The sequence below is a fragment of the Bradyrhizobium sp. ORS 86 genome, assembly GCF_045571475.1.
Lineage (GTDB): Bacteria > Pseudomonadota > Alphaproteobacteria > Rhizobiales > Xanthobacteraceae > Bradyrhizobium.
In genome coordinates this window covers 1246800-1265924 of the sequence record NZ_CP120699.1, presented here as the reverse complement: position 1 = coordinate 1265924, position 19125 = coordinate 1246800, and the positions used below count along the sequence as shown (strand labels likewise).

The following is a 19125-nucleotide window of genomic DNA, read 5'->3' as shown; positions in this document are numbered from 1 at the left end:
TTGAAGGCGCTGACGCGAGCCACGACGCCTGTAATATCTGAGCGATACGCCGCAAGAGACGACCTGCGGCGGGTCTAGGACGACGGGTTCGATTGCAGATCGCCATTCACTCACATGCCATACAGGATCTTCAGCTCGCCGCTGGCGCGAAGGGCGATCTCTATTCCGTCCGCAGGCAGATACAGCTTCTCGAGCTTGGCCGAGGAGAGATGCCCTTCCATGCGGAAGCCGTCCTTCAGCGGCCTGTTCAACTTCGCGTTCGCGGCATTGAGCAGGTTCTCACAGGCGACGCCATAGTCCACGCTCATCTTGTCGCGCAGTCCACTCACGATCGGATCGATCATCGCGGCCAAGCCCTCATTGGCGGTCGAGGCGCTGAGATCGGAAAGCCGAACCGCATGACCGTCCTCATCCGCCTGCAGACCAGCCGTGAGATAGGTCCATTCGCCGTCAGTCGGATTTGCATCGGATGCTTTGGCGACGCGCAGACCGATCACGAGCTTGCCGGACGAAGGATAGACTTCAACATCCCGGACCGACATGCCGGCGGCCGGCGCAATTGAGGCGAGGGTCTGCTGGATCTTGCCCTTCAGCACGTCGTAGCTGACGCGGACGGGCAGGATCACGTCAAACTGGCCGGGCGAGGTGACCTCCCGCCCGAGGGCCGGAAGTGCGGTCGGCGTCACCGCCGCCGGATGCTGTCCGATCACGGTTTCGGCGGCGCCCGACAGCTCGAGCGATCCGCTGAGCACCTTGCCTTCGGCATGTACGCCGGCAAACGCGGCACTTTGCGGCGTCAACTGCAGCCACACTTCAGGATCCGCCGAGAGCTGAACTGGCTCAAACGCATGCCGCCAGGCCGTGGCGGCCTTGTCGTGCAGATCGAGACGGCGGGCCGCTGCAAGCGCACGTCCCCTCACCTGCACAAGCTCCGTCCTGATCCGCGGCTCCGCATAGTTGGCGAGCGGAATCTCGCGGCCCATCACATGCAGAATGGGCGGCTCACTCCAGCGAAAGCCGTCGCTGAAGTTCAGGTCGAGCGACCAGTCACGTGTGAGTTCCGGCCGCGCTTCGGCCTCGATCGTGGCACTGGCCTCGGTCTCTCCATGGATGCGGGCCGTGAATCGATTGGCGCCCTGCCCTTCCAACGCGCCGTAGATCGGCACCGAACCATAGAGACGACCGCCGCGGCCGTAAAGCGAGACCGGCCCCGACCTCTCCACGTAGCCATAGATGTCGCAATTGGCGTTGATCTGGAAGAACAGCACCCGGCGATGCACGCAGCTCATACGCTCGTCGATGGTCGCAAGCCGCCGGGGAATGACCTTCTCGATATCGTTTGCCAGGGCGGGCAGATCGAACTCGATCGTCGCTGCAATGCGCGACTGCGTGCTGAAAGGCGCTACCGTATCGGGAGCGAGAGGCGGCTTCTCCGCCGCCATCGCGGACGAACAGAGCCCGACCACGCCGAGCGCAGCGAGACCTGCACGCGCCGATCGAAAGGCGAGACCGGGGCGTTTACCTGAAGCTTTCAGATGGAGATTCATGACCTTTACCTCAACAGTTGTTCGATGGTTTGGAGATGTTGGCAGTCTGGAGATCAGAGCCTGGGCCGGCGAAAGTCGCCGAAGGCGCCGGCGCGCGGCCGGTCCTCGCCAATCGAGCGCCAGCGCGGGAGGTTTGCGCCGTCCTCGATTCGCGGGCGGCTGAAATCACGCTGCGGAGGCGCCTCATGCCGCTCGAACGCTTCGCCCGCATCGCGTCGGATCTCGGATTCACGCGCATCGGGCATCGCCGGTTCGATCCTCCTCGCGACGTCACCCTCAGGGCGATGAAACGCCTCGGGACGTGCCGCATCGATCCGATCCCCAAGGACGTCGCGTTGCTCCAAGGCAGAGCGATCCCGCAGGAAGTCGTCGTGTCCCAGATCGCTGCGCAAGGCATCCCGGACGGCCACGTCGCTGTTGCGGCCAAAGCGCTGCGTCAGCGCAGCGTTGGCATAGGGAACGTTGCCGCGATGCGCGGGATTGTGGACCCACACATTGTTCCCGATGTTCATGCTGGCGTGATTGAAGAGGTTATATCGGTTGACGTCGATGATGACGTTGTTGTGCCACCAGTCGTAACCGCCCCAGATCGCTGCGCCGACGGCGATGCCCGCACCGAAGGAAATGATGTTGCTGGCGACGAAGCCAGGCGGCGACCAGTAGAACGGCTGATAGCCCGGGTAATCCCAGCCGCCATACACTTGGGCCGGATTGTAGACGGGAACGTAGTAGACGTCGGGGTTCACCGGCTCGATCACGATCGGCCGCACTCCCGAATTGGCCCCGTCTGCCGGGGCCGGCGCGACGGTGACAATCTGCTGCGGCGTCGATTGCAAATTGCCGGCAGCCTGCGCCTCGGCGCGCAGCTGCTGCACCGCGTTGAGCACGTCCTGCTGCTGCGCCAGAAAGGCGTCGCCGAGCTGCTGGGTCCAGTCCAGCTTGTCGTTCATCATCTGAAGCGTCTGCGGCACTGCCGTCAGGGCTTTGACGCGCGGATCCCAGGATTGGGTCCGCATCGCATTCTCAAGCGCCTGCCCCTTGATCGTCGGGTTCTCCCGTGACCAGCGTGCCGCCTCGACCACCTCCAGTGGATAGGTCGAAGCCATCAGGATCTGCGTGAGCAGCGAATCCGGATAGAGGGCGATCGGCGCAACGAGCTGTGCGATCTGCGCCTGCGAGAACACCGCCTGGTCCTGGGTCTCCGCCTCCACTGGAGCAGCAGCAGTCGCGTCCCGCGCGCGGGCGGGTGCGGTTGCGAGGTTCGAAACCAGCACGAGCGGCGCGGCACACAGCGCGAAACCGCGCATTGTCATTGCAATCCTGTTGGACATCTCTGTTCTCCTTGTTTGCAGCCGCGCGTCTGCGCGCGGCTGCATTGATGGGCGCGGGCGCTCAGAGGCAGATGCGCTGACCGTTGCGCCAGAAGCATCCGGAGCCGCGGCGGTAGGCGTAAACGTTGCCGTAGCGTCCAATGCCGACGGCACCGTTGGGGCCTACGGCGAAACTGCCGTACCGGGTCGTACAAGCCGCGCGATACACGCCCCTGACGCAGCTCATTGCGCTGGCATCGGACACCGTGAGAAGGACGCCGAGGGCACTCGCCACTGCGACGGCCGCATATTTCGGCTTGAAACGCGCGAGCGCGGAGATGCGGGAGTTCGTCGTGATGGTGTTCATGGGAAGTCTCCTTTCGCGACAAATCGGCGCGCGACATCGTTCGATGCCCGGCAGAGGGTCGCCATGCGAAGGTGGAAGCTGGACTCAAGGGCTGCGATTTGCCCCGTCCTCAACACGAGGAGAAATGGCTCGGCGACAATTTAAAAACAAATACCGCTTCAATATGCAGGTATCGCCTCGTCATATGGCTGCGCGCGCAGCCACAAAATCAGGTGGAAAATGCCGGAAAACACACGCCCCTGGACGGCGCAACCTCAGCTGGTATACTCAGACACCTCACATGATCGTGTACTGCCAGCACACCCGCCGCCCACAGCTCAATCTAAGCGATCACGGCCATCGGCGTGACGTGTGGCAGTTCGGGTTGCCGAATGCGGCGATTTAATTGATGATGTGCAGCCCTGGCTCGGGCAAGACAACATGCAATTCCGTCAACTTCGATATTTCGTCAAGATCGTCGAGGCAGGCAGCTTCTCCCGCGCAGCCTCCATTGTTCATGTTGCCCAACCTGCGCTGAGCCAGCAGGTTGCCGAATTGGAGGAAAGGCTGGGAGTGGCCTTGCTTCAGCGCAGTGCGCGGGGCGTTAGGCCGACAGCAGCAGGGGAAATCTTCTACAAGGAAGCTTCCGCGATCTTGCATCAACTCGACCAGCTGCCCGCAGTCGTTCGTTCGGACCGTGACCAGCCAGAAGGGGTGGTCAACGTTGGTTTCATATCCTCCCTCGCTCCGGTACTCGTAGGCTTTCTGGATGAGTGCCGGGAAGCATTTCCGAAGGTCGTGATCCGGTTCTCGGATGGAGACAGCCTCGGCCTGGAAGACAAGATCGCCTCGTCGTTGGTCGATCTCGCCGTCCTTCATGAGATCGAATTTACGACGGCTTTGATGCGCAAACCCTTGTATAGGCAGAAGCTGTTCGTTGTCTCGCGTCAGCCGATAACAACCAACGGAGACCCGATCTCTCTTGAGCGCATCGCGGAGCTGCCCCTCGTGCTGCCGGGGAACGTCAAGGGCCGTCGTGCCTTGATCGAACGCGTATTCGCCGAAGCGAAGCTAAAGACAAACGTCGTTCTCGAAGCGGATTCGCTGGTAAGTGAAATGTGGTCGGTGCGAAATGGGGTGGGTTGCACCATACTTCCGGTAGGTGATCTCTCCAATTTTGGGCCTCACGCTTTCGCCAAGCCGACGTTGATCGAGCCACCGATCTATTTTACCTGCTCCATTGCCTATTCTGCCGATTTTCCACTCACTGCCGCCAGCGAAGCGGTCCGCGATGCGCTCGCCAAGTTCCTTGAACGCCGGCTCAGCGAGGGCAGTATAGTGGGAGCGGAGCGCCTACCGGAACGGTGACGTCCGGAACGGCGGGAACGACTGAAGTACGCTTCAAGGATACGGTTCATATCGGTCCTTTTGGGCCAGAGCAAGCCGGCTCACGTCCTTCACTCCGTGTCCCGTCAAATCAGCGAACACGGCTTCGTCGGATAATGGCAATTTGCACGAATGCTTCCAATCGTGCTCAACCGTCTCGACGAGCCGTCTCACCACGTGGGCCGACGACGTCTCAATGGCAAGCTCGCGACGGTCGTCAAAACTGCCAGGACTGAGATTGATCGAACCGACGACGGCACGCCTGTTGTCAGCAATCATCATCTTGCCGTGCAGCTTCAGCTTCTTCAGCGCATGAACCTTGGCGCCGACGTCGTGAACGATGCGCAGCCCGCTGACACCCTCGAACAGCTTCTTGCGTTTGAGTTTGTGAAGCGCACGGGACATGATCCGGACTTGGACCCCGCGCTTGACCGCGCGGACCAGGCGCTCGATGATCACCATGTCCTGGTAGCGCTCGTTCTGCAGCCACAGCGTTTCCGTGGCGCCGTCGATGAAGTTCGCGATACGCTGCCGGCCGTTGTTTGGGCACCAGATCAGGCTGGAGCCCGGTGTCGGCTCGAACGGCCGCTGCTCCCAATCGGCATCGAAGCATCGCACCATCTCCGCAACTTGCGCCGCGTCCGTGGATACGACCGCGTAGTCACGCGTCTCGGTGAGGTCGCGCGTCTCCCAGTTCAGGGATTCGACGACACCGATCCGGTTGTCGATCACCATCGACTTCTGGTGTGTAACAGCAAATTCTGCGCTGCTATCGCGAACATCCACACCCGCCTGGAGCAGCATGGCCCTGGTCGCGTCATTGTCGCTCCTTCCATCACGCCTCGCCGGATTGAGCATCACCCGCACATGCACGCCGCGGCGCCGCGCCGCGATAACGCCATTGAGCAGTGACGGATCTGTGAACAGGAACATGCGGATGTTCAGCGTGTGTTGCGCCGACATGATCGGGTCCACGATCGCGCCCGCGGTGTCATCCGGAAGCACGATCAATCGATGTGACATCTGGCTTGTCCTCCTCTAGGCAGCGTCGGCAACGTGTCGCGCCGCCTGAAACTGGATCCGGTGGAGTTCGGAGAACAGCCCGCCTCCGGCAATCAGCGCCTCATGCGTGCCCTGCTCGACCACGACGCCGTCCTTCAGCACGATGATCTTGTCTGCATCGACGAGTGTGCTGAGACGGTGCGCGATCATGATCACGGTCCGGCCTTTCATCAGCCGCCGCAGCGCCTCGATCACCAGGTGCTCGGATTCCGGATCGAGAGCAGCCGTCGGCTCGTCCAGGATCAGGATTGGGCTGTTGCGGATCACTGCACGTGCGATGGCGATGCGCTGACGCTGGCCGCCCGACAGGATTTCGCCCCGTTCACCAACAACCGAATCATAGCCCTGTGGCATCCGGCTGATGAACTCATCGGCATTTGCGATCCTGGCGGCTTCGATGATCTCAGCTTCTGTCGCATTGGGCCGCCCATACGCGATATTCTCCCTGATCGTACCGTGAAGCAGCACGGTATCCTGCAAGACGAAGCCGATCTGCGACCGCAACGCGGCGATCTTGTAGTCTGCAATGTCGATGCCGTCGATCAGCACACGGCCCAGCATGGGCTCGTAGAAGCGTGGAAGCAGGCTCAGCACGGTCGATTTTCCAGAGCCGGTCGGGCCGACAATACCGACCACCTCTCCCGGCTCGATGCTGAAGGATACCTCGTGCAGCACCAGCCTGTCCGCCTCATAGCCGAAGCTAACACGGTCGAAGCGGATCGCGCCGCGGACCCGGCCCGGATCGATCGCGCCCGGACGCTCGCGGACGATTTCGTCAGCCGAGAGGATTGCCTGAATCCGCTCCAGCGCGACTGTCGTCTGCGCGATGGTGCTGGTCATGCTGGCGAGATCCTTCACCGGTTTGAAGAACTTCTTGAGATAAGCGAGGTAGACCGTCAGCGCTCCCGCCGTCATCGTTCCCGCGATGATCAGTGACGTTCCCTTCCAGAGCACGACGGCGGTGCAGATCGCGACCACGATGCTGACCATGGGTGACATCAGCGATTTGATGCCGCGCGCGCGGAGCGCTGCAGCGACGGAAGCGTGGCTTGCGTTTTCCAGGTGCGCGATCTCCAGAGCCTGGCCTCCGAAAGCGTTTGTCAGGCGGATCGAGCCAAGTCCGCGCTGCACGATCGAGAGCACCTCTGCCTGGCGGTGCCGGAGAGCGCGGGTGGCGGCCTTGACGGCTCTCTTGAGATGGAACGCGAAGAGCAGAAGGATGGGCGTGAACGCAACGGCGATCAGCGTGAAGTCCCAGTCGAGCCAGAACATCACTCCTACCATGAACACGATGGTGAGAAGATCGATGACGATTTCGAGCGTGGATGAGGACGCGAAATCCTGGATGGTGGCGACGTCGCTGGTAATGGTCGATACCAGCGCGCCGATCTTGGCGTGATCGTAGTAGCGGAGCGAGAGCCGGTGCAGGTGCTCGTAGATGCGCAGCCGCAAATCGTTTGCGACCCACTGCCCTACGCTGGTCGTGAAGTAGCTGTCGAAATAGCTCGCGACCGCCGCGACGACTGCGATCGCCAGAGTCGCCGCGCCGGCAAAAAGCGCTACGCCCAGCGTATGCTTGCCGAAGCCGCCATATTCGTGGGCCCAGCTCAACCATTCGGGCAAGCGGTGACTGCCGAGCGCATCGTCCAGGACAAGCTTCAACGGCCAGGGCGCGGCCAGACTCATCGCAATCTCGATCAGCATGGCGAGAAATACGATCGTCAGCCGGCCGCGATAGGGCCTCAGCAGATCGATCACGAGACGAGACATCCTTCTTCTCCGATTACTGAGCTGGTGATTGCGCATCAGCGGTGCTGGACAGCGACTTGCCACAGTCGCTCGGCGCTGGCCGGCTGGCGAAGCGATCCATCATCCAGCTGACGGCGGCATCGGCGCTGTCGCGGGCGACAAAGCCGTGTCCGACGCCCTGTACCCACATCATCCGCACCTTGCTGCCTGCCTTGCACTGCCGCTGCATGTAGCTCGCGGTCACTTCAGGGCGCACGATATCGTCGTTCGTGCCTTGCGCGAGAAAGAGCGGAATGCTCGGCGGCAGCGCGCCCGGGGTGTTGCGGGCCGCCAGGGAACGCCAGGGCTCGACAGTGGCAATGTTCGGCACCGAGAGGAAGTGTTCCTCGAGTGGCTTCTCCGTCCGGCGTCGGGCCAGGATATCGAAGATCGATTCGATACATTCGTTGGCCAGTTGGTCCACTGCCGGCATGGCTTCCGGCAACACGACCTTGTTGATCGGCGCCCCATAAACGCGCGACCACGACCACAACGTCATCGCAGTCAAGTTCTTGCCACCAGAGGTCTTGAAATCGTCACCCATCAAGGTGACCAGCGAAGTTGCGGGCGCCGCCGCGGCAACACCGACCAGGTTGAGTTCGGACGCATAAGTCCCGGCAATCAGACCGGTGTAGAGCGAGGCCTGTCCGCCCTGCGAATGCCCCCAAACCGCAAAACTGTTGCCGGTCTCCGCGCCTGGCAGGTTGCGCGCGGCACGCACGGAATCGATCACCGCTCGCGCTCCGCTGTCGCCGACGAGATACGGATGAGGGCCGGGCGTCCCCAAACCCGGATAGTCGGTGGCAGCAACCACGACCCCCTGCTCGATCAATTGACGCAAGCCGGCCATCTGCTGGAACACAAAAATCGCAAGCGACGGCGCGCAGTGCGGCACCACGCCCGTTGTCGGATGCGCCCAGGCAACCACGGGCCGCCCGCCTGCAGGTGCTGGGCCCGGCGGCACGATGATGACGCCGGACACCGCGATCGGCTCGCCGTGCATGCCGGTCGAGCGATAGAGCACGCGATAGGCCTTGGCGCCCGCAGGCGCGAAGCCCATTGGCTCTGAGCGGATCAGCGTTCCCGGACGTCCGGCAATCTCCTGGCGCGATGCGTCATAGAAAGAGGTTTGCGCATCTGCGGCGACGACTGAAAGCGCCAATGCGGCCGCGCCAGCGATTGCACCCAAGCAGCGCCTCAGGACCGACGGTGCTTTCATCTGCTTCAACATATTCATGAGAACCTCACTTGTATCTTGGTTGCGAGCGCGCGGCCGTTCATCGGGTCCATGCCGCCTGCGAGCGGGCCGGTGAGTATCTTTCCGGCTCGACCTCGCCGCCGAACATCACCTCATGACACGCCTCGCTCAGCCGGGCTTCATTGCCCCGCAGGCAGGCAACGATCTCGCCGACATTCGGGATGAAATGGCTGCACAGCCGAAACACGTCCGGCGTGCAGGCCTGCCGTTGAGCTGCTGTGCCTTCCGCGAACGCCGCGCTGCTGGCGAGCGTCAGGACGATGCCGCCAACGGCGGCGAGCTTGATTGATTTGCGATGCATTGGCCTTCTCTTCTGGTTGATTGAACGAATCTATTCTCTTTCTGAGTGCATCGTCGGACGCACCACCGCGCCAGCTTGCCAGGCGGTCCCTTGGCGAAGCCTTGTTGGTCAGATCACTTCATAGGCAAACAGCGTCGCAACGAGCGTTATCCCGATCAGACCGCCCAGGAAGATCAGGTCTGCGATCTGCTCGATGCGATAGCTCAGGCCGGCGCGCTGGGAATATCGAATTGAGAGGTAAGATGTCAGCGCACTCGCCAGGAACATGACCGATGCGAGAGCGGCGTATTCGTCGACATGCGACGATCCATGCTTTGCTTCGGCAAGCTTGACGAGGCCGATCAGCGTCGCGCAAACGCCGATCATCGTCGCCGAGACCGGCAGAATGTGGGACGCGAGCGCTTGGCTTCGTGCTCTTATCGACAGTCGATTTGACATGGATCATTGCTTGGCTCCTCAGGGAGCCCCCTCATCTGCTTGCGTTCACTTCGGTCCGGGGCCCAGCTCGTGGCACTCCCTCAGCGCCGCTGAAACACTTTCACGAGGGAGAGATCCGCTCCGGCCCGCCACTTAACGGGCGCCACTAATGATCCACGCTGGCATCCCGGACAAATACAGCTTCCATATGCAGGTATCTGCGCGGCCTATAGGTTCGTGCTTCGATCCCGATCGGCTCGTGTTGAAGCCACGCACGCGACTAGCCTTTGGTACGGTCTGTCAAAGCGTTACGCTTCGTATCCGTGACTCGGCAACGACGGCCATTTCATGCGTCGATGTTGCTTCGATGGTCGCTTTCACGAAGGCGTTACGGTCTGCGACCTTCATCATCGAACACGACACCGCATGCCGATCCGTCGCCATCGGCGACGGCTATGCCCGCATATTCAAACGGTATTTGCCGCGGAGCGATGGATCGGCCACGGAAGTGGCGCACGGCGCCTGTCGCCTCATCATGAGGGAACGATCAGCCGCCTGGCATTTCCGCATCGAGAGAAGGAACACCACATGAAATTCGATTCTCAGTTCACGCGCCGCGGCTTCGCCGCAACTGTCGCAACCGGCGTTGCGAGCATCGGGTTGCTCGCGGCCACAGCGCAATCGGCCGAGGCCTATCAGGGTAACATGGAACGTGCGCTTGCATCGCTGCATCAAGCGCTGCAGTCGTTGCAGGAGGCGACTGCAAACAAGGGCGGTCACCGCGCACGCGCGGTGGAGCTGGTCCGCCAGGCCATCGAAGAGACCCAGGCGGGCGTCGCATTTGCCGACGAGCATGGCGGCGGCGGCCGCTAGTCGGACGAGCGGCAGGCACCTTCCGGTGCCTGCCTATCGGTATCTAGTCTAACCACACCGCTCCCGGCTTCCTGGCGTGCTCGATCTGCTCCTTCAGAAATTCAATCAGGAGTTTCTTCACGCCTTCGGCACCCAGCGTCAGGGTGAACTGGTTGGACCAAATCAGGCAGCAGGTAAGATGGAACGTCGGCGTAATCAGCACCGGCTCGGCAAATTCGGCGAGCGAGAAACCTGACATGTCACCCAGATTAAGGATCGTGCTGGCAGCGCCGGAGCGCACCGCGGAAAGTTCGCTCGAGATGTTGGCCGCCTCCGCGGCGAGCTGCACCGACATGCCGGCCCTGGCGAAAGCACGGTCGATAACGATCCGCCGCGCATTCGATTGCCCCGGAAGGATCAGCGGGATCGCCGCAAGTTCCTTGATCGAGATTGTTGAGCCGGCGACCGGAGCCGATTGCTTGCCGCGAACGAGATAATGGTTCTGCCGGAACAGCGGCTGCCGCTGCACCGTGGGAAAGAACTCATCTTCAAAAATGAGAGCCAGGTCTAGGCGACTCTTCTCGACCTCCTCGCGCAGGAACTCGCTATCGCCGTCAACGAATCTCAAGGCAATCTTGGGATGAGTAGCCCGGCACAACTCGATGAAGGGCCCGACCAGGGTCGTGGAAAGCGATGCCGGCATCCCGAGGCTGACCGGCCCTTCGATTTCACCGATCCTGGAGTGCACCAGGGCCGGTAGATTCTCGTACCGCCGCAGAATCGAGGACGCTTCGTCGTAGAACCGCTGCCCAGCGGCCGTCGGCTTGATGCCCCGTGCACTTCTATGCAGCAATGCAACGCCCAGCGAGGCCTCCAGTTCGCCGATCTGCTGGCTCAAGGCCGGCTGCGCCACGTGAATGGTCCTGGCAGCCTGAGAGAAACTGCCGGCTTCGACAATCTTCACGAAATAATAGAGATGGCGGTACTGCATCCTCCGTCTTCCTGCAGCGGTAAACCGATGGTTGCAAAGTGCTAACAAAGGCGCCAAGCTGTCAAGCTCACAGGTGTCGCGACCGTCCATCACGGAAACGGCGAGACCGCGCCGAGCCGCGAGCAAGCCTCCTCTAGCTGCCCTCGACAAAGCCGGCGATGAGCCTGGTCAGCGATTGCTCCAGCTCGTGCTGCGGCACCTGTTTATTTTCCGTCGCCACCACCGCGCGCATCACGCCGGCGAAGGCGTAGACAAGAACGAATGCGTCCGCCGGGCGCATAGGTCTTCTCACGCCACCCGAGCCGTCCGGGCCGGCTGTCGTCAGCATGTCGGTCAGGCTCTTGAACAGTGGGTTCAGCCTGGTGGCAGGTCCGCGCGACAACGCATGTTCAAGCAGAACTCGGTGGACCCGACGCCGCCCGCCATAGCTCGTCAGTATGGAATGCACGATGATCCGAATGCGTTCTCCTGTCGCCCCGGCGCGTGCAGTCGTCATCGCCTGCATCACACGATTTGACAGTCCTTCCAGCTCTCGCCCCGACAACGCTTCGAGGACCGCGTCCCTGTTATCAAAATACTGATACAGCGTGCCGATGCTGACTCCGGCCGCTTCAGCAATTGCATTCGTCGTCAGGCCGTCCATGCCGCCTCGCTGAATGAGCCGCGTGGCAGCTTCCAATATGAGGTCGACCTTGTTTTGGGCACGAGCCTGCTGCGGCGTCCTGCGTTTAACTGATTGTTTTGATGTCAGTTTCACTGGGAATCGCCCGTGGCGCCAAACGCGAGTTGAGGATATGAGCAATACTCATATTATCGCAACGATCGTCAGTTTCAGAGACCTTTCTCAGAACAGAGTTGAGCAATGGATCGGAGAACGATAATCGTCGCTGGAGCGAGCCTCGCTGCTGCAACTTTGGCCACGGAGGGGTCAATGGCGCAATCCACTGCGACCGACAAGCGGCCCGATCAGCGTCTTGGCCAAACCTATCGCTTTGCCGATCCGGATATGGACCTCTTTTTCGTTGCGGCGCTCGGCTGGGGTCCCGCGGGCGGCCTTGATATCGGGCAGGCTTTCTACATCGCTTCGGAGATTACAGATGGCGATGCGGACAGCTGGGTGCGCGCCTTCTCAAACTACGGCGACGCCACGAACGCCCAGGCGGACAGCTGGAATGTGCAGGGCCGAAAGCGTGCCGCCGGTGAGGCCCGGCTCAAGGCGTTCGCCAGCTACCGCTCAGCCTGGCAATTCGCAGGCCCCGGCGATCTGTTCAAGTCCCTCGTGGTCAAACACAAGACTGCCTTTGTCGCAGCCATGAAGGAGCTTGCGCTCCCCGCGTCTCATTTCGAGGTACCTTTCGCCGGCAAGCAACTGCCTGGCGCCTATTTCCAGAATGCGAATCCGAACGCCCCCGTGGTGCTCGTGATAGGCGGTGCCGACACTTGCTTTGAAGATCTGTTCTTGACCATCGGCCGCAACCTTCTCGACCGCGGCTACTCCGTTGCGCTGGCCGATCTCCCAGGACAAGGCATCACGCAGGCGGACGGACTCTATTGGCAAGCTGAAGCGGAGAAGCCCATCGCTGCGATTGTTGATCTGCTCGTCAGTCGTTTCGGAGCGAAGCCCGGCCGCATTGCTTTGATCGGGCTCAGTCTGGGCGGGTACTTCGCCGCGCGCGCGGCGGGCCATGATGAACGCTTTGCCACCGTGATCGCCAGCACGCCGTTTCCGAACCCGGCCGAGATGTTCGCGCTGGCGGTCAAAGAGAAGGCGAAGTCAGCGCAGCCGCCTTCGGCATCAGCCCTGCGCAGCGCGCAAGTCACGTTGTGGAAAGCCGGTGCGAGCAGTCCGCAGGACTTCCTGGCGCGCACGTCGAACATGATCGCCGACCCTGCCTTGGTCACCGTACCATTCCTGTCGATCCTCGGCGTGGGCGACTCGCCCGTCTTCGCGGCACAGGCTCATGCCTGGCACCGCGACATCAAATCGACCCGGAAGGCGTTCGTTCTGCTCGACGCGGCTTCCGGGGCGGACGGCCACGTGCAGGTCAACAATCGGCTTCGCTTGGCCCAGGAGGCCACAGGCTGGATGGACGATATCTTCCACCTCTGATTTGAGCCTGTCATTCTTTCGCTGCGGGGCCTATACGACGCGTCGCGATAGATCCGATCGGCGGCTTGACCGCTGAAGTGACCGCGTGAATCCGCTTCGTGGCAAGATCGTCCATACGGTCTGCCAGATCACGGCAAGCTAGCTCTTCAAAGCGACTGCAATGAAATTTGCCGGCTCCGACGTCGACGCCGGGGGTGTCCAGCCATCTGGCGCACCAATAGCCATATAGCCAAACCGTATTTGTTACCGAGGCTCGCTTGAGAGATGGTCCCGCCGCTCGCACACGGCGGCGAGTGCACACCATTCCAGAGGCGACCACATGTCATTCGCTGCTGTTCACATCCATGAAGGATTCGTGCTCGCGCTGCTGCTCAAGATGGGGCTTTCGGCGCTGATCGCCGTATCCGTCACCGTTCTTGCCGAAAAGGCCGGCCCCGTAGTCGGCGCATTGCTCGCAACGCTCCCCGTCACGTCGGGCCCGGCTTTCTTCTTTCTGGCCCAGAACCATGACGCAGCTTTCATTTCTCAGACCGCGCTGTCGACCTTTGCCCAGAACATTCCGACTGCCATCTTCGCAACGTCTTACGTGCTGTTAGCACAACGCCTGTCGACAGCTTTCAGCGTCGGCGGGGCAATGTGCGTCTGGCTCTTCTATCTCGCGCTATCGCTCTGGGGAGACTCGAGCTTGCCCACTGCGCTCCTGCTCGGCGCATGCGTTTTCCCGCTCTGCATCGTCCTCGTCCGGCCATATCGTCATGCGTTGGCCTCGGCGTCTTCGCCGGGGCAGCACGCAAGTGATCTGATCGTGCGAGGTCTGGCCGTTGCACTGCTGGTCGGTGCGATCGAGGTCCTTGGCCTCGTGGCTAGTCCGATGTGGACGGGCGTGCTGGCTGCTGCGCCCGTCCTGTATCTTTCGCTGATGATCATTCTGCAGCGACGGCTCGGCGGGCCGGCAGCAGCAGCCGTGATCGCCAACAGCCTCGCAGGGTTCCTAGGCATATCTCTGGCTTTTGTGACGGTCTATCTGCTTGCGGTGCCGCTCGGCAAATGGACCGCCCTGGCATTCGGGCTGACGTTCTCGGCGTCGTGGAATACGAGCCTGTTCGTGCTGCATGGACGCAGCGCTCCGGTCTTCCAGCCCAATTCCAATCGCCTCCTTCCCATCGAAGTCAATCGGAGCTCGTCATGACCAAGACTGTCATCCAATACGTTCTCTCCCGTCTTCACGACATTGGCGTCACCGACGTGTTCGGGGTGCCTGGCGACTACGCCTTCCCGATCAACGATGCAATCTACAACGATCCGAACATGCGCTGGGTCGGTTGTTGCAACGAGCTCAACGCGGCCTATGCGGCGGACGGCTATGCACGCATCAAGGGTGCGGCAGCGCTGTGCACGACCTATGGCGTCGGCGAGCTCAGCGCGATCAACGGCATCGCCGGCGCGTATGCCGAGCACCTGCCTGTGTTTCACCTCGTGGGCAGTCCGAACATGGCGACGCAGGCCGCCCGCGCGCCGATGCACCATACGCTGGGCAACGGCGAATACGACCTCTTCCGCCGAATGACAGAACCGGTCGTTTGCGCACATGCCGTGATGACGCCGCAGAATGCCGTTTACGAGACTGAGCGACTGATCGCGGAAGCGCTCTATCACCGCCGGCCGGTGTACATGGCGTTTCCGGCTGATCTCGCCAATCAGCCGGTGCTTGGCGAGGCGACGCCGATCTCGCCTCCGCGCAGCAACCCGGACAATCTCGCCGCGGCCGTCGAGGCCATCGCTGCGACAATCGACAAGGCGCGCACGGCCTGCGTGATCGCCGGCATTCTCGTCAGCCGGACCGGTCAGCGCGAGCTGCTACAGCGCCTGATCGATGCATCGGGACTGCCGTTCAGCACCATGCTCATGGGCAAGTCCGCGCTCGACGAGCGGCATCCGTCCTATGTCGGCATCTACAACGGAGCGCTGATGAACGACGAGGTGCGTACCTTCGTCGAAGAGCGCGATTGCGTCATGCTGGTCGGTGCGCCGCTGACGGATTTCAACACCGGCGCCTTCACCGCACGGCTTTCGCCGGAAAAGACCATCGCGATCAATCATCACCATGTTCAGATCGGCGGCAGGAGATTCAACGATGTTGAGATGGCCGATCTGCTCGTTGCTCTCGTGGATCACCTGCCGAAACGCGGCTGGGCCAGAATCAAGGCGAAATCCCTCGGCAAAGTGAGTGGCAAGGACAACGACCCAATCGACGCCCCCGCCCTCTATTCGCGGTGGGAACGCTTCCTGAAGCCGGATGACATCCTCGTCGTTGAAACGGGTACCGTCTCGATGGGCCTGGGGTTTGCGTTGCTGCCGCAGGGCGCGACCTTCCACAACCAGACTCTCTGGGGCTCGATCGGCTGGGCGACGCCGGCGGCATTCGGCGCCGCAGTTGCCGCACCGGACAGCCGAGTCGTTTTGGTGACGGGAGACGGAGCGCATCAGCTTACCGTGCAGGAGATCAGCCAGTTTGGCCGCCTGGGCTTGGCGCCGATCATCTTCGTGCTCAACAACAACGGCTATTTGATCGAACGGCTGCTCTGCAGGGAGCCGAGCATCGCCTACAACGACATCGCCCCGTGGCACTACGCTGACCTGGCGAAGGCCTTCGGGAACGACGATTGGCTCACGGCGCGCGTCACCACCTGTGACGAATTCGACCGGGCGCTGGAAGACGCCGGCAGGTCCAAAACCGGTGCCTACATCGAGGTCGTGACGGATGCCTACGCTGCATCGCCGCTGGCGCTGAAGCTCCACGATGCGGTGGCAACCCTCTACAAATCATAGGCTCTACCGGGAATTTGCCGCCGCGGTGATCGCGGCGGCAGCCGCCTTTTACGACAATCGCTGAACAGACGTCGGCCATAGCTGGCACCGATACCCGCATACTGAAGCCGTATTTGTTTTCGCCGAGTTCCTCGACCAGAGTGGCCGCCAGCACCAGTGGTGAACCGAGAAGGCTTCACCCCCCTTCAGGAAAGTTATACATCATGGCAAAGCTCATCTACCGGGTCGTTTCCGCCTGCGGCGCTCTTGGTTACGGCTATCCAAAGGAGTCTCTGGAAAACGCGTTGCGCGGCCGCGTCGATGCGATCATCTGCGATGGCGGTTCGATGGATGCCGGGCCTTTCTATCTTGGCACCGGGACGGAGTATTTTGAGCACGAAGCCGTGAAGGCGGATTTCCGTCACATGGTCGAGGCCGGCAAGAAACTCGGCTGCCCGGTGATCCTGGGATCCAGCGGCATGGCGGGCGGCAACCGCAACCTCGACTGGATGATCGGCCTCGCCAAGGAAGTCTTCGGTGAGCTTGAGGTGACTAACGCGAAGGTCGCCGTCATCCGTGCCGAACTTGATCCGGAATTCGTCATCCAGGAATTTCGCAAGGGAGCCCTGCGCGCAACCGGCGCCGGTCCCGAGCTCAGCGAGGAAGCGCTGCGCGAAAGCATCATCGTCGGGCAGATGGGCATCCATCCTCTGATCACCGCGCTGGAGGACGGCGCACAATACGTGCTGGCCGGTCGTTCCTGCGATGTCGCACTATTTGCCTCCGACATGATCCGTCGCGGCATCGATGCAGGCCTCGCCTACCATGTCGGCCACATTCTGGAGTGCGGCGCGCTTGCCTGTGATCCCGGCTCACCGTCGGACTGCCTCGTCGCCGAGATCTATGACGATGGCTCGGCGCTGTTCGTCGCGCCCAATCCGGCACGACGCTGCACCGCGTATTCGATTGCGGCGCACTCGCTGTACGAGGAGAGCCATCCGCAACTCCAGTTCTATCCCGAAGGCGTGCTTGCGATGGAGAAGACGGAGTTCTTCTCGCGCAACTCTGGTGTCGCCGGCATCCGCAACAGCAGGTTCGTTCGTGCAGGCAAACCCTGGCCGTGGAGCATCAAGCTGGAAGGATCGCGGAGGCTTGGCGCCCGCAAGGTCTCGGTGATCTATATCGATCCGGCCGACCTAGAGAAGATCCCAGCCGACGTACTGATCTATGGTCGGAACGGCGTGCAGGCAAAGCCGGTCCAGGATAGTCAGCGCGAGCTCGGAATCATCATCGAAACCTCGGCCAAGACACAGGAAGCGGCGGTTCTGCTGGCGAGCCTGCTGACACACTATCTGATTCACTACGGCTATCCGGGCCGCAAGGCCACGGCCGGCAACATTGCCTATCCTCTGTCTCCTAATCTCGTGAGCTTCCGCCGTGACGATGGGCTGTTCGGTGCAATTGTGCCGAGCGGAACGCGCGATCCGGTGTTCTTCGAGCACTATCCGAAGATCAAGGAGGCTGTCATCAACCTGATTCAGCACGAATTCCCGGATGCGCTAGAAAATGCGACCTTCACCATCACGGATGCGGACGCAGCCAACCCGGCGATCCTGCTGCGGACCGTCGACCGCGATCCGCAGCGGCTGGCCACGCGGCACGCCGTCGAGATCGACCGCATCACCAAGCTTGCCAAGCCGAAATCGACTTCGCGGCTCCATTTGGATGCGCCCGACGCGTACGAATGGTCCCTCTATCATCTGTTGCAGAATGAGGACGTTATCAAGAACGTGATGTTCGACATCACCTATTTCCGAGCGGACGGCGACTCGTGGAGGGCAGAAGGTAGCGCTCGTCCGCGCTACGAGGACATCGGTGAAACAAACTATTCCGGCAATCTGGATGATCGTACGCTATCGCTGATCGCTGATGCGCCCCCATGCGGTGTACTGCTCAAGTCGAACCGCCTGCTCGACATGGCCGTCGTGATCCGCAGCAAGGACGCCGGAATCAACCGCCTGACGTTCGACATCATCTTCACGTCGGCCGAGAACTATGAAGCCGCACTGCACTCGAACGTCTTCTCGAGCTGTAATATCGCCAAGCTTCTGGGATTGCCCCGTGAGCGGGTCGTCGGCACTTTCTTCGTCGATACCTGCAACGCCATCAAGATCTCGATCGACCGGCCGAACATCTCGGCGTCGGCGGACGAGCGGGACGTTTTCGGGGCGCAGCAGCAAGCCGCCATCGAGAGCCTCAGCATTCCGATCTACGGGACGATGCTCGCCAAGGCCTCGTCGTTGTGATCATTCCGCAAATAGGCATCGGCGCACGGCCGGTGCGCGGGCGCAACATGCTCTGTCAAATCAGCTGTCCGGCCCCACGGAAGTCCTGGTTTAGCGCCCGCGAGCATCGTAACGAATCACAACGTGGCGCACAAAAGAAGAAGCTGAGCTCGGTGACGCGCTGGCATCGATGAATGCGCGGCGGGGTCTCCGGCCGCCGTTGACTGGAAGGACCGCCCAGACGGTTAGTACCCGGGCGCTACGCGCCGCTTGCGCTGATGTGTCGGGGATTCGAGTCAGTGGTCCGCTACATCGCGAAACCCACTATTTCGGAAGCTCTGTTTTCTTACCGGAGAGCAGCCTAACTCGGAACGTCGGATCTCGATAGTCCGCCAAAAGCCGCCGTTCGTGCGCGATCCGTCGCCGCCAAAAAATGGTCGGCGAGTAGGTTCAAATCGGGGACCTGCAACCATCTCAAATTGCTATTTGAGTCCGTCGCTTAGCGTTGCCCTTCGAAGGCAGATGTCAAGCCGGCTGGTGCAAAAAGTGAGGAAGAAAGAGTATTGTACCGCAATGGCTTGCGAGGACTGCGCGTTGAGGTCCACTCGTACGCGGAAGCCGCGTAAGCGCTGCGTAAGCAGTAGGCACCCGTAGCTCAGCTGGA

16 protein-coding genes are annotated in these 19125 nt (G+C 61.5%); 6 read left to right on the top strand and 10 right to left on the bottom strand.

All coding sequences use genetic code 11. The annotated features are described in order from the left end of the window. Positions 1–110 precede the first annotated feature (110 nt). The 3 genes from P6U25_RS05765 to P6U25_RS05755 form a co-directional block, all read right to left on the bottom strand. Entirely contained in the window at positions 111–1547 is a 1437-nt protein-coding gene (locus P6U25_RS05765; protein WP_407150507.1) for a DUF4403 family protein, read from the bottom strand. Positions 1548–1600: 53 nt separating this feature from the next. Then, positions 1601–2878, bottom strand: coding sequence for a DUF3300 domain-containing protein (locus tag P6U25_RS05760; protein WP_407150506.1), 1278 nt, complete (start codon positions 2876–2878; stop codon positions 1601–1603). A 61-nt stretch (positions 2879–2939) separates the two neighbouring features. Next, positions 2940–3224 (bottom strand): hypothetical protein, encoded by a 285-nt coding sequence (locus tag P6U25_RS05755; protein WP_280969714.1) that lies wholly within the window; start codon positions 3222–3224, stop codon positions 2940–2942. A gap of 351 nt (positions 3225–3575) precedes the next feature. On the opposite strand from P6U25_RS05755, the gene P6U25_RS05750 reads away from it, so the two are divergent. Continuing rightward, positions 3576–4571 (top strand): LysR substrate-binding domain-containing protein, encoded by a 996-nt coding sequence (locus P6U25_RS05750; RefSeq protein WP_407150505.1) that lies wholly within the window; start codon positions 3576–3578, stop codon positions 4569–4571. A 33-nt stretch (positions 4572–4604) separates the two neighbouring features. On the opposite strand, the gene P6U25_RS05745 is transcribed toward P6U25_RS05750, so the two are convergent. From P6U25_RS05745 to P6U25_RS05725, 5 genes are all read right to left on the bottom strand, one after another. Beyond that, positions 4605–5564 carry a phospholipase D-like domain-containing protein gene (locus tag P6U25_RS05745; RefSeq protein WP_407150504.1) on the bottom strand — a complete coding sequence of 320 codons (960 nt, stop codon included), beginning with the start codon at positions 5562–5564 and terminating at the stop codon, positions 4605–4607. A 63-nt stretch (positions 5565–5627) separates the two neighbouring features. Continuing rightward, complete coding sequence (locus P6U25_RS05740) at positions 5628–7421, bottom strand: ABC transporter ATP-binding protein (protein ID WP_407150502.1); 1794 nt, start codon at positions 7419–7421, stop codon at positions 5628–5630. A gap of 13 nt (positions 7422–7434) precedes the next feature. Further along, on the bottom strand, positions 7435–8463 hold the full coding sequence (locus P6U25_RS05735; protein WP_407150501.1) for an alpha/beta fold hydrolase: 1029 nt from the start codon (positions 8461–8463) through the stop codon (positions 7435–7437). A 253-nt stretch (positions 8464–8716) separates the two neighbouring features. Then, entirely contained in the window at positions 8717–8998 is a 282-nt protein-coding gene (locus P6U25_RS05730) for a hypothetical protein (protein WP_407150500.1), read from the bottom strand. A gap of 108 nt (positions 8999–9106) precedes the next feature. Then, positions 9107–9436 (bottom strand): hypothetical protein, encoded by a 330-nt coding sequence (locus tag P6U25_RS05725; RefSeq protein WP_407150499.1) that lies wholly within the window; start codon positions 9434–9436, stop codon positions 9107–9109. A 567-nt stretch (positions 9437–10003) separates the two neighbouring features. On the opposite strand from P6U25_RS05725, the gene P6U25_RS05720 reads away from it, so the two are divergent. Beyond that, positions 10004–10288: a hypothetical protein gene (locus P6U25_RS05720; protein WP_407150498.1), complete on the top strand. Its 285-nt coding sequence runs from the start codon at positions 10004–10006 to the stop codon at positions 10286–10288. Between the two features lie 43 nt (positions 10289–10331). Here the strand turns inward: P6U25_RS05720 and P6U25_RS05715 are convergent, their stop codons facing one another. Together P6U25_RS05715 and P6U25_RS05710 are read right to left on the bottom strand one after the other, a co-directional pair. Next, positions 10332–11258 carry a LysR substrate-binding domain-containing protein gene (locus tag P6U25_RS05715; protein ID WP_407150497.1) on the bottom strand — a complete coding sequence of 309 codons (927 nt, stop codon included), beginning with the start codon at positions 11256–11258 and terminating at the stop codon, positions 10332–10334. Between the two features lie 133 nt (positions 11259–11391). Next, the gene (locus P6U25_RS05710; RefSeq protein ID WP_407150496.1) at positions 11392–12015 is read right to left on the bottom strand and encodes a TetR/AcrR family transcriptional regulator; all 624 of its coding nucleotides are present in this window, start codon (positions 12013–12015) and stop codon (positions 11392–11394) included. 174 nt (positions 12016–12189) lie between these two features. Here P6U25_RS05710 and P6U25_RS05705 point away from each other — a divergent pair, with 174 nt between their 5' ends. The 4 genes from P6U25_RS05705 (at position 12190) to P6U25_RS05690 (ending at position 18482) form a co-directional block, all read left to right on the top strand. Then, a complete protein-coding gene (locus tag P6U25_RS05705; RefSeq protein ID WP_407150495.1) occupies positions 12190–13368 on the top strand; it encodes an alpha/beta hydrolase family protein in 1179 nt (392 codons plus the stop codon). Positions 13369–13687: 319 nt separating this feature from the next. After that, positions 13688–14557: a hypothetical protein gene (locus P6U25_RS05700; protein ID WP_407150494.1), complete on the top strand. Its 870-nt coding sequence runs from the start codon at positions 13688–13690 to the stop codon at positions 14555–14557. Next, positions 14554–16197 (top strand): alpha-keto acid decarboxylase family protein, encoded by a 1644-nt coding sequence (locus tag P6U25_RS05695; RefSeq protein WP_407150493.1) that lies wholly within the window; start codon positions 14554–14556, stop codon positions 16195–16197. The genes P6U25_RS05700 and P6U25_RS05695 overlap by 4 nt, the downstream gene beginning before the upstream one ends. Positions 16198–16400: 203 nt before the next feature. After that, complete coding sequence (locus P6U25_RS05690) at positions 16401–18482, top strand: DUF4387 family protein (protein ID WP_407150492.1); 2082 nt, start codon at positions 16401–16403, stop codon at positions 18480–18482. Positions 18483–19125: the final 643 nt, after the last annotated feature.

Coding starts and splice junctions, on each gene's coding strand:
- P6U25_RS05760 (WP_407150506.1), bottom strand. CDS start 2,878: ATGTCCAACAGGATTGCAATGACAATGCGCGGTTTCGCGCTGTGTGCC.
- P6U25_RS05765 (WP_407150507.1), bottom strand. CDS start 1,547: ATGAATCTCCATCTGAAAGCTTCAGGTAAACGCCCCGGTCTCGCCTTT.
- P6U25_RS05725 (WP_407150499.1), bottom strand. CDS start 9,436: ATGTCAAATCGACTGTCGATAAGAGCACGAAGCCAAGCGCTCGCGTCC.
- P6U25_RS05720 (WP_407150498.1), top strand. CDS start 10,004: ATGAAATTCGATTCTCAGTTCACGCGCCGCGGCTTCGCCGCAACTGTC.
- P6U25_RS05705 (WP_407150495.1), top strand. CDS start 12,190: ATGGCGCAATCCACTGCGACCGACAAGCGGCCCGATCAGCGTCTTGGC.
- P6U25_RS05730 (WP_407150500.1), bottom strand. CDS start 8,998: ATGCATCGCAAATCAATCAAGCTCGCCGCCGTTGGCGGCATCGTCCTG.
- P6U25_RS05690 (WP_407150492.1), top strand. CDS start 16,401: ATGGCAAAGCTCATCTACCGGGTCGTTTCCGCCTGCGGCGCTCTTGGT.
- P6U25_RS05695 (WP_407150493.1), top strand. CDS start 14,554: ATGACCAAGACTGTCATCCAATACGTTCTCTCCCGTCTTCACGACATT.
- P6U25_RS05700 (WP_407150494.1), top strand. CDS start 13,688: ATGTCATTCGCTGCTGTTCACATCCATGAAGGATTCGTGCTCGCGCTG.
- P6U25_RS05740 (WP_407150502.1), bottom strand. CDS start 7,421: ATGTCTCGTCTCGTGATCGATCTGCTGAGGCCCTATCGCGGCCGGCTG.
- P6U25_RS05715 (WP_407150497.1), bottom strand. CDS start 11,258: ATGCAGTACCGCCATCTCTATTATTTCGTGAAGATTGTCGAAGCCGGC.
- P6U25_RS05755 (WP_280969714.1), bottom strand. CDS start 3,224: ATGAACACCATCACGACGAACTCCCGCATCTCCGCGCTCGCGCGTTTC.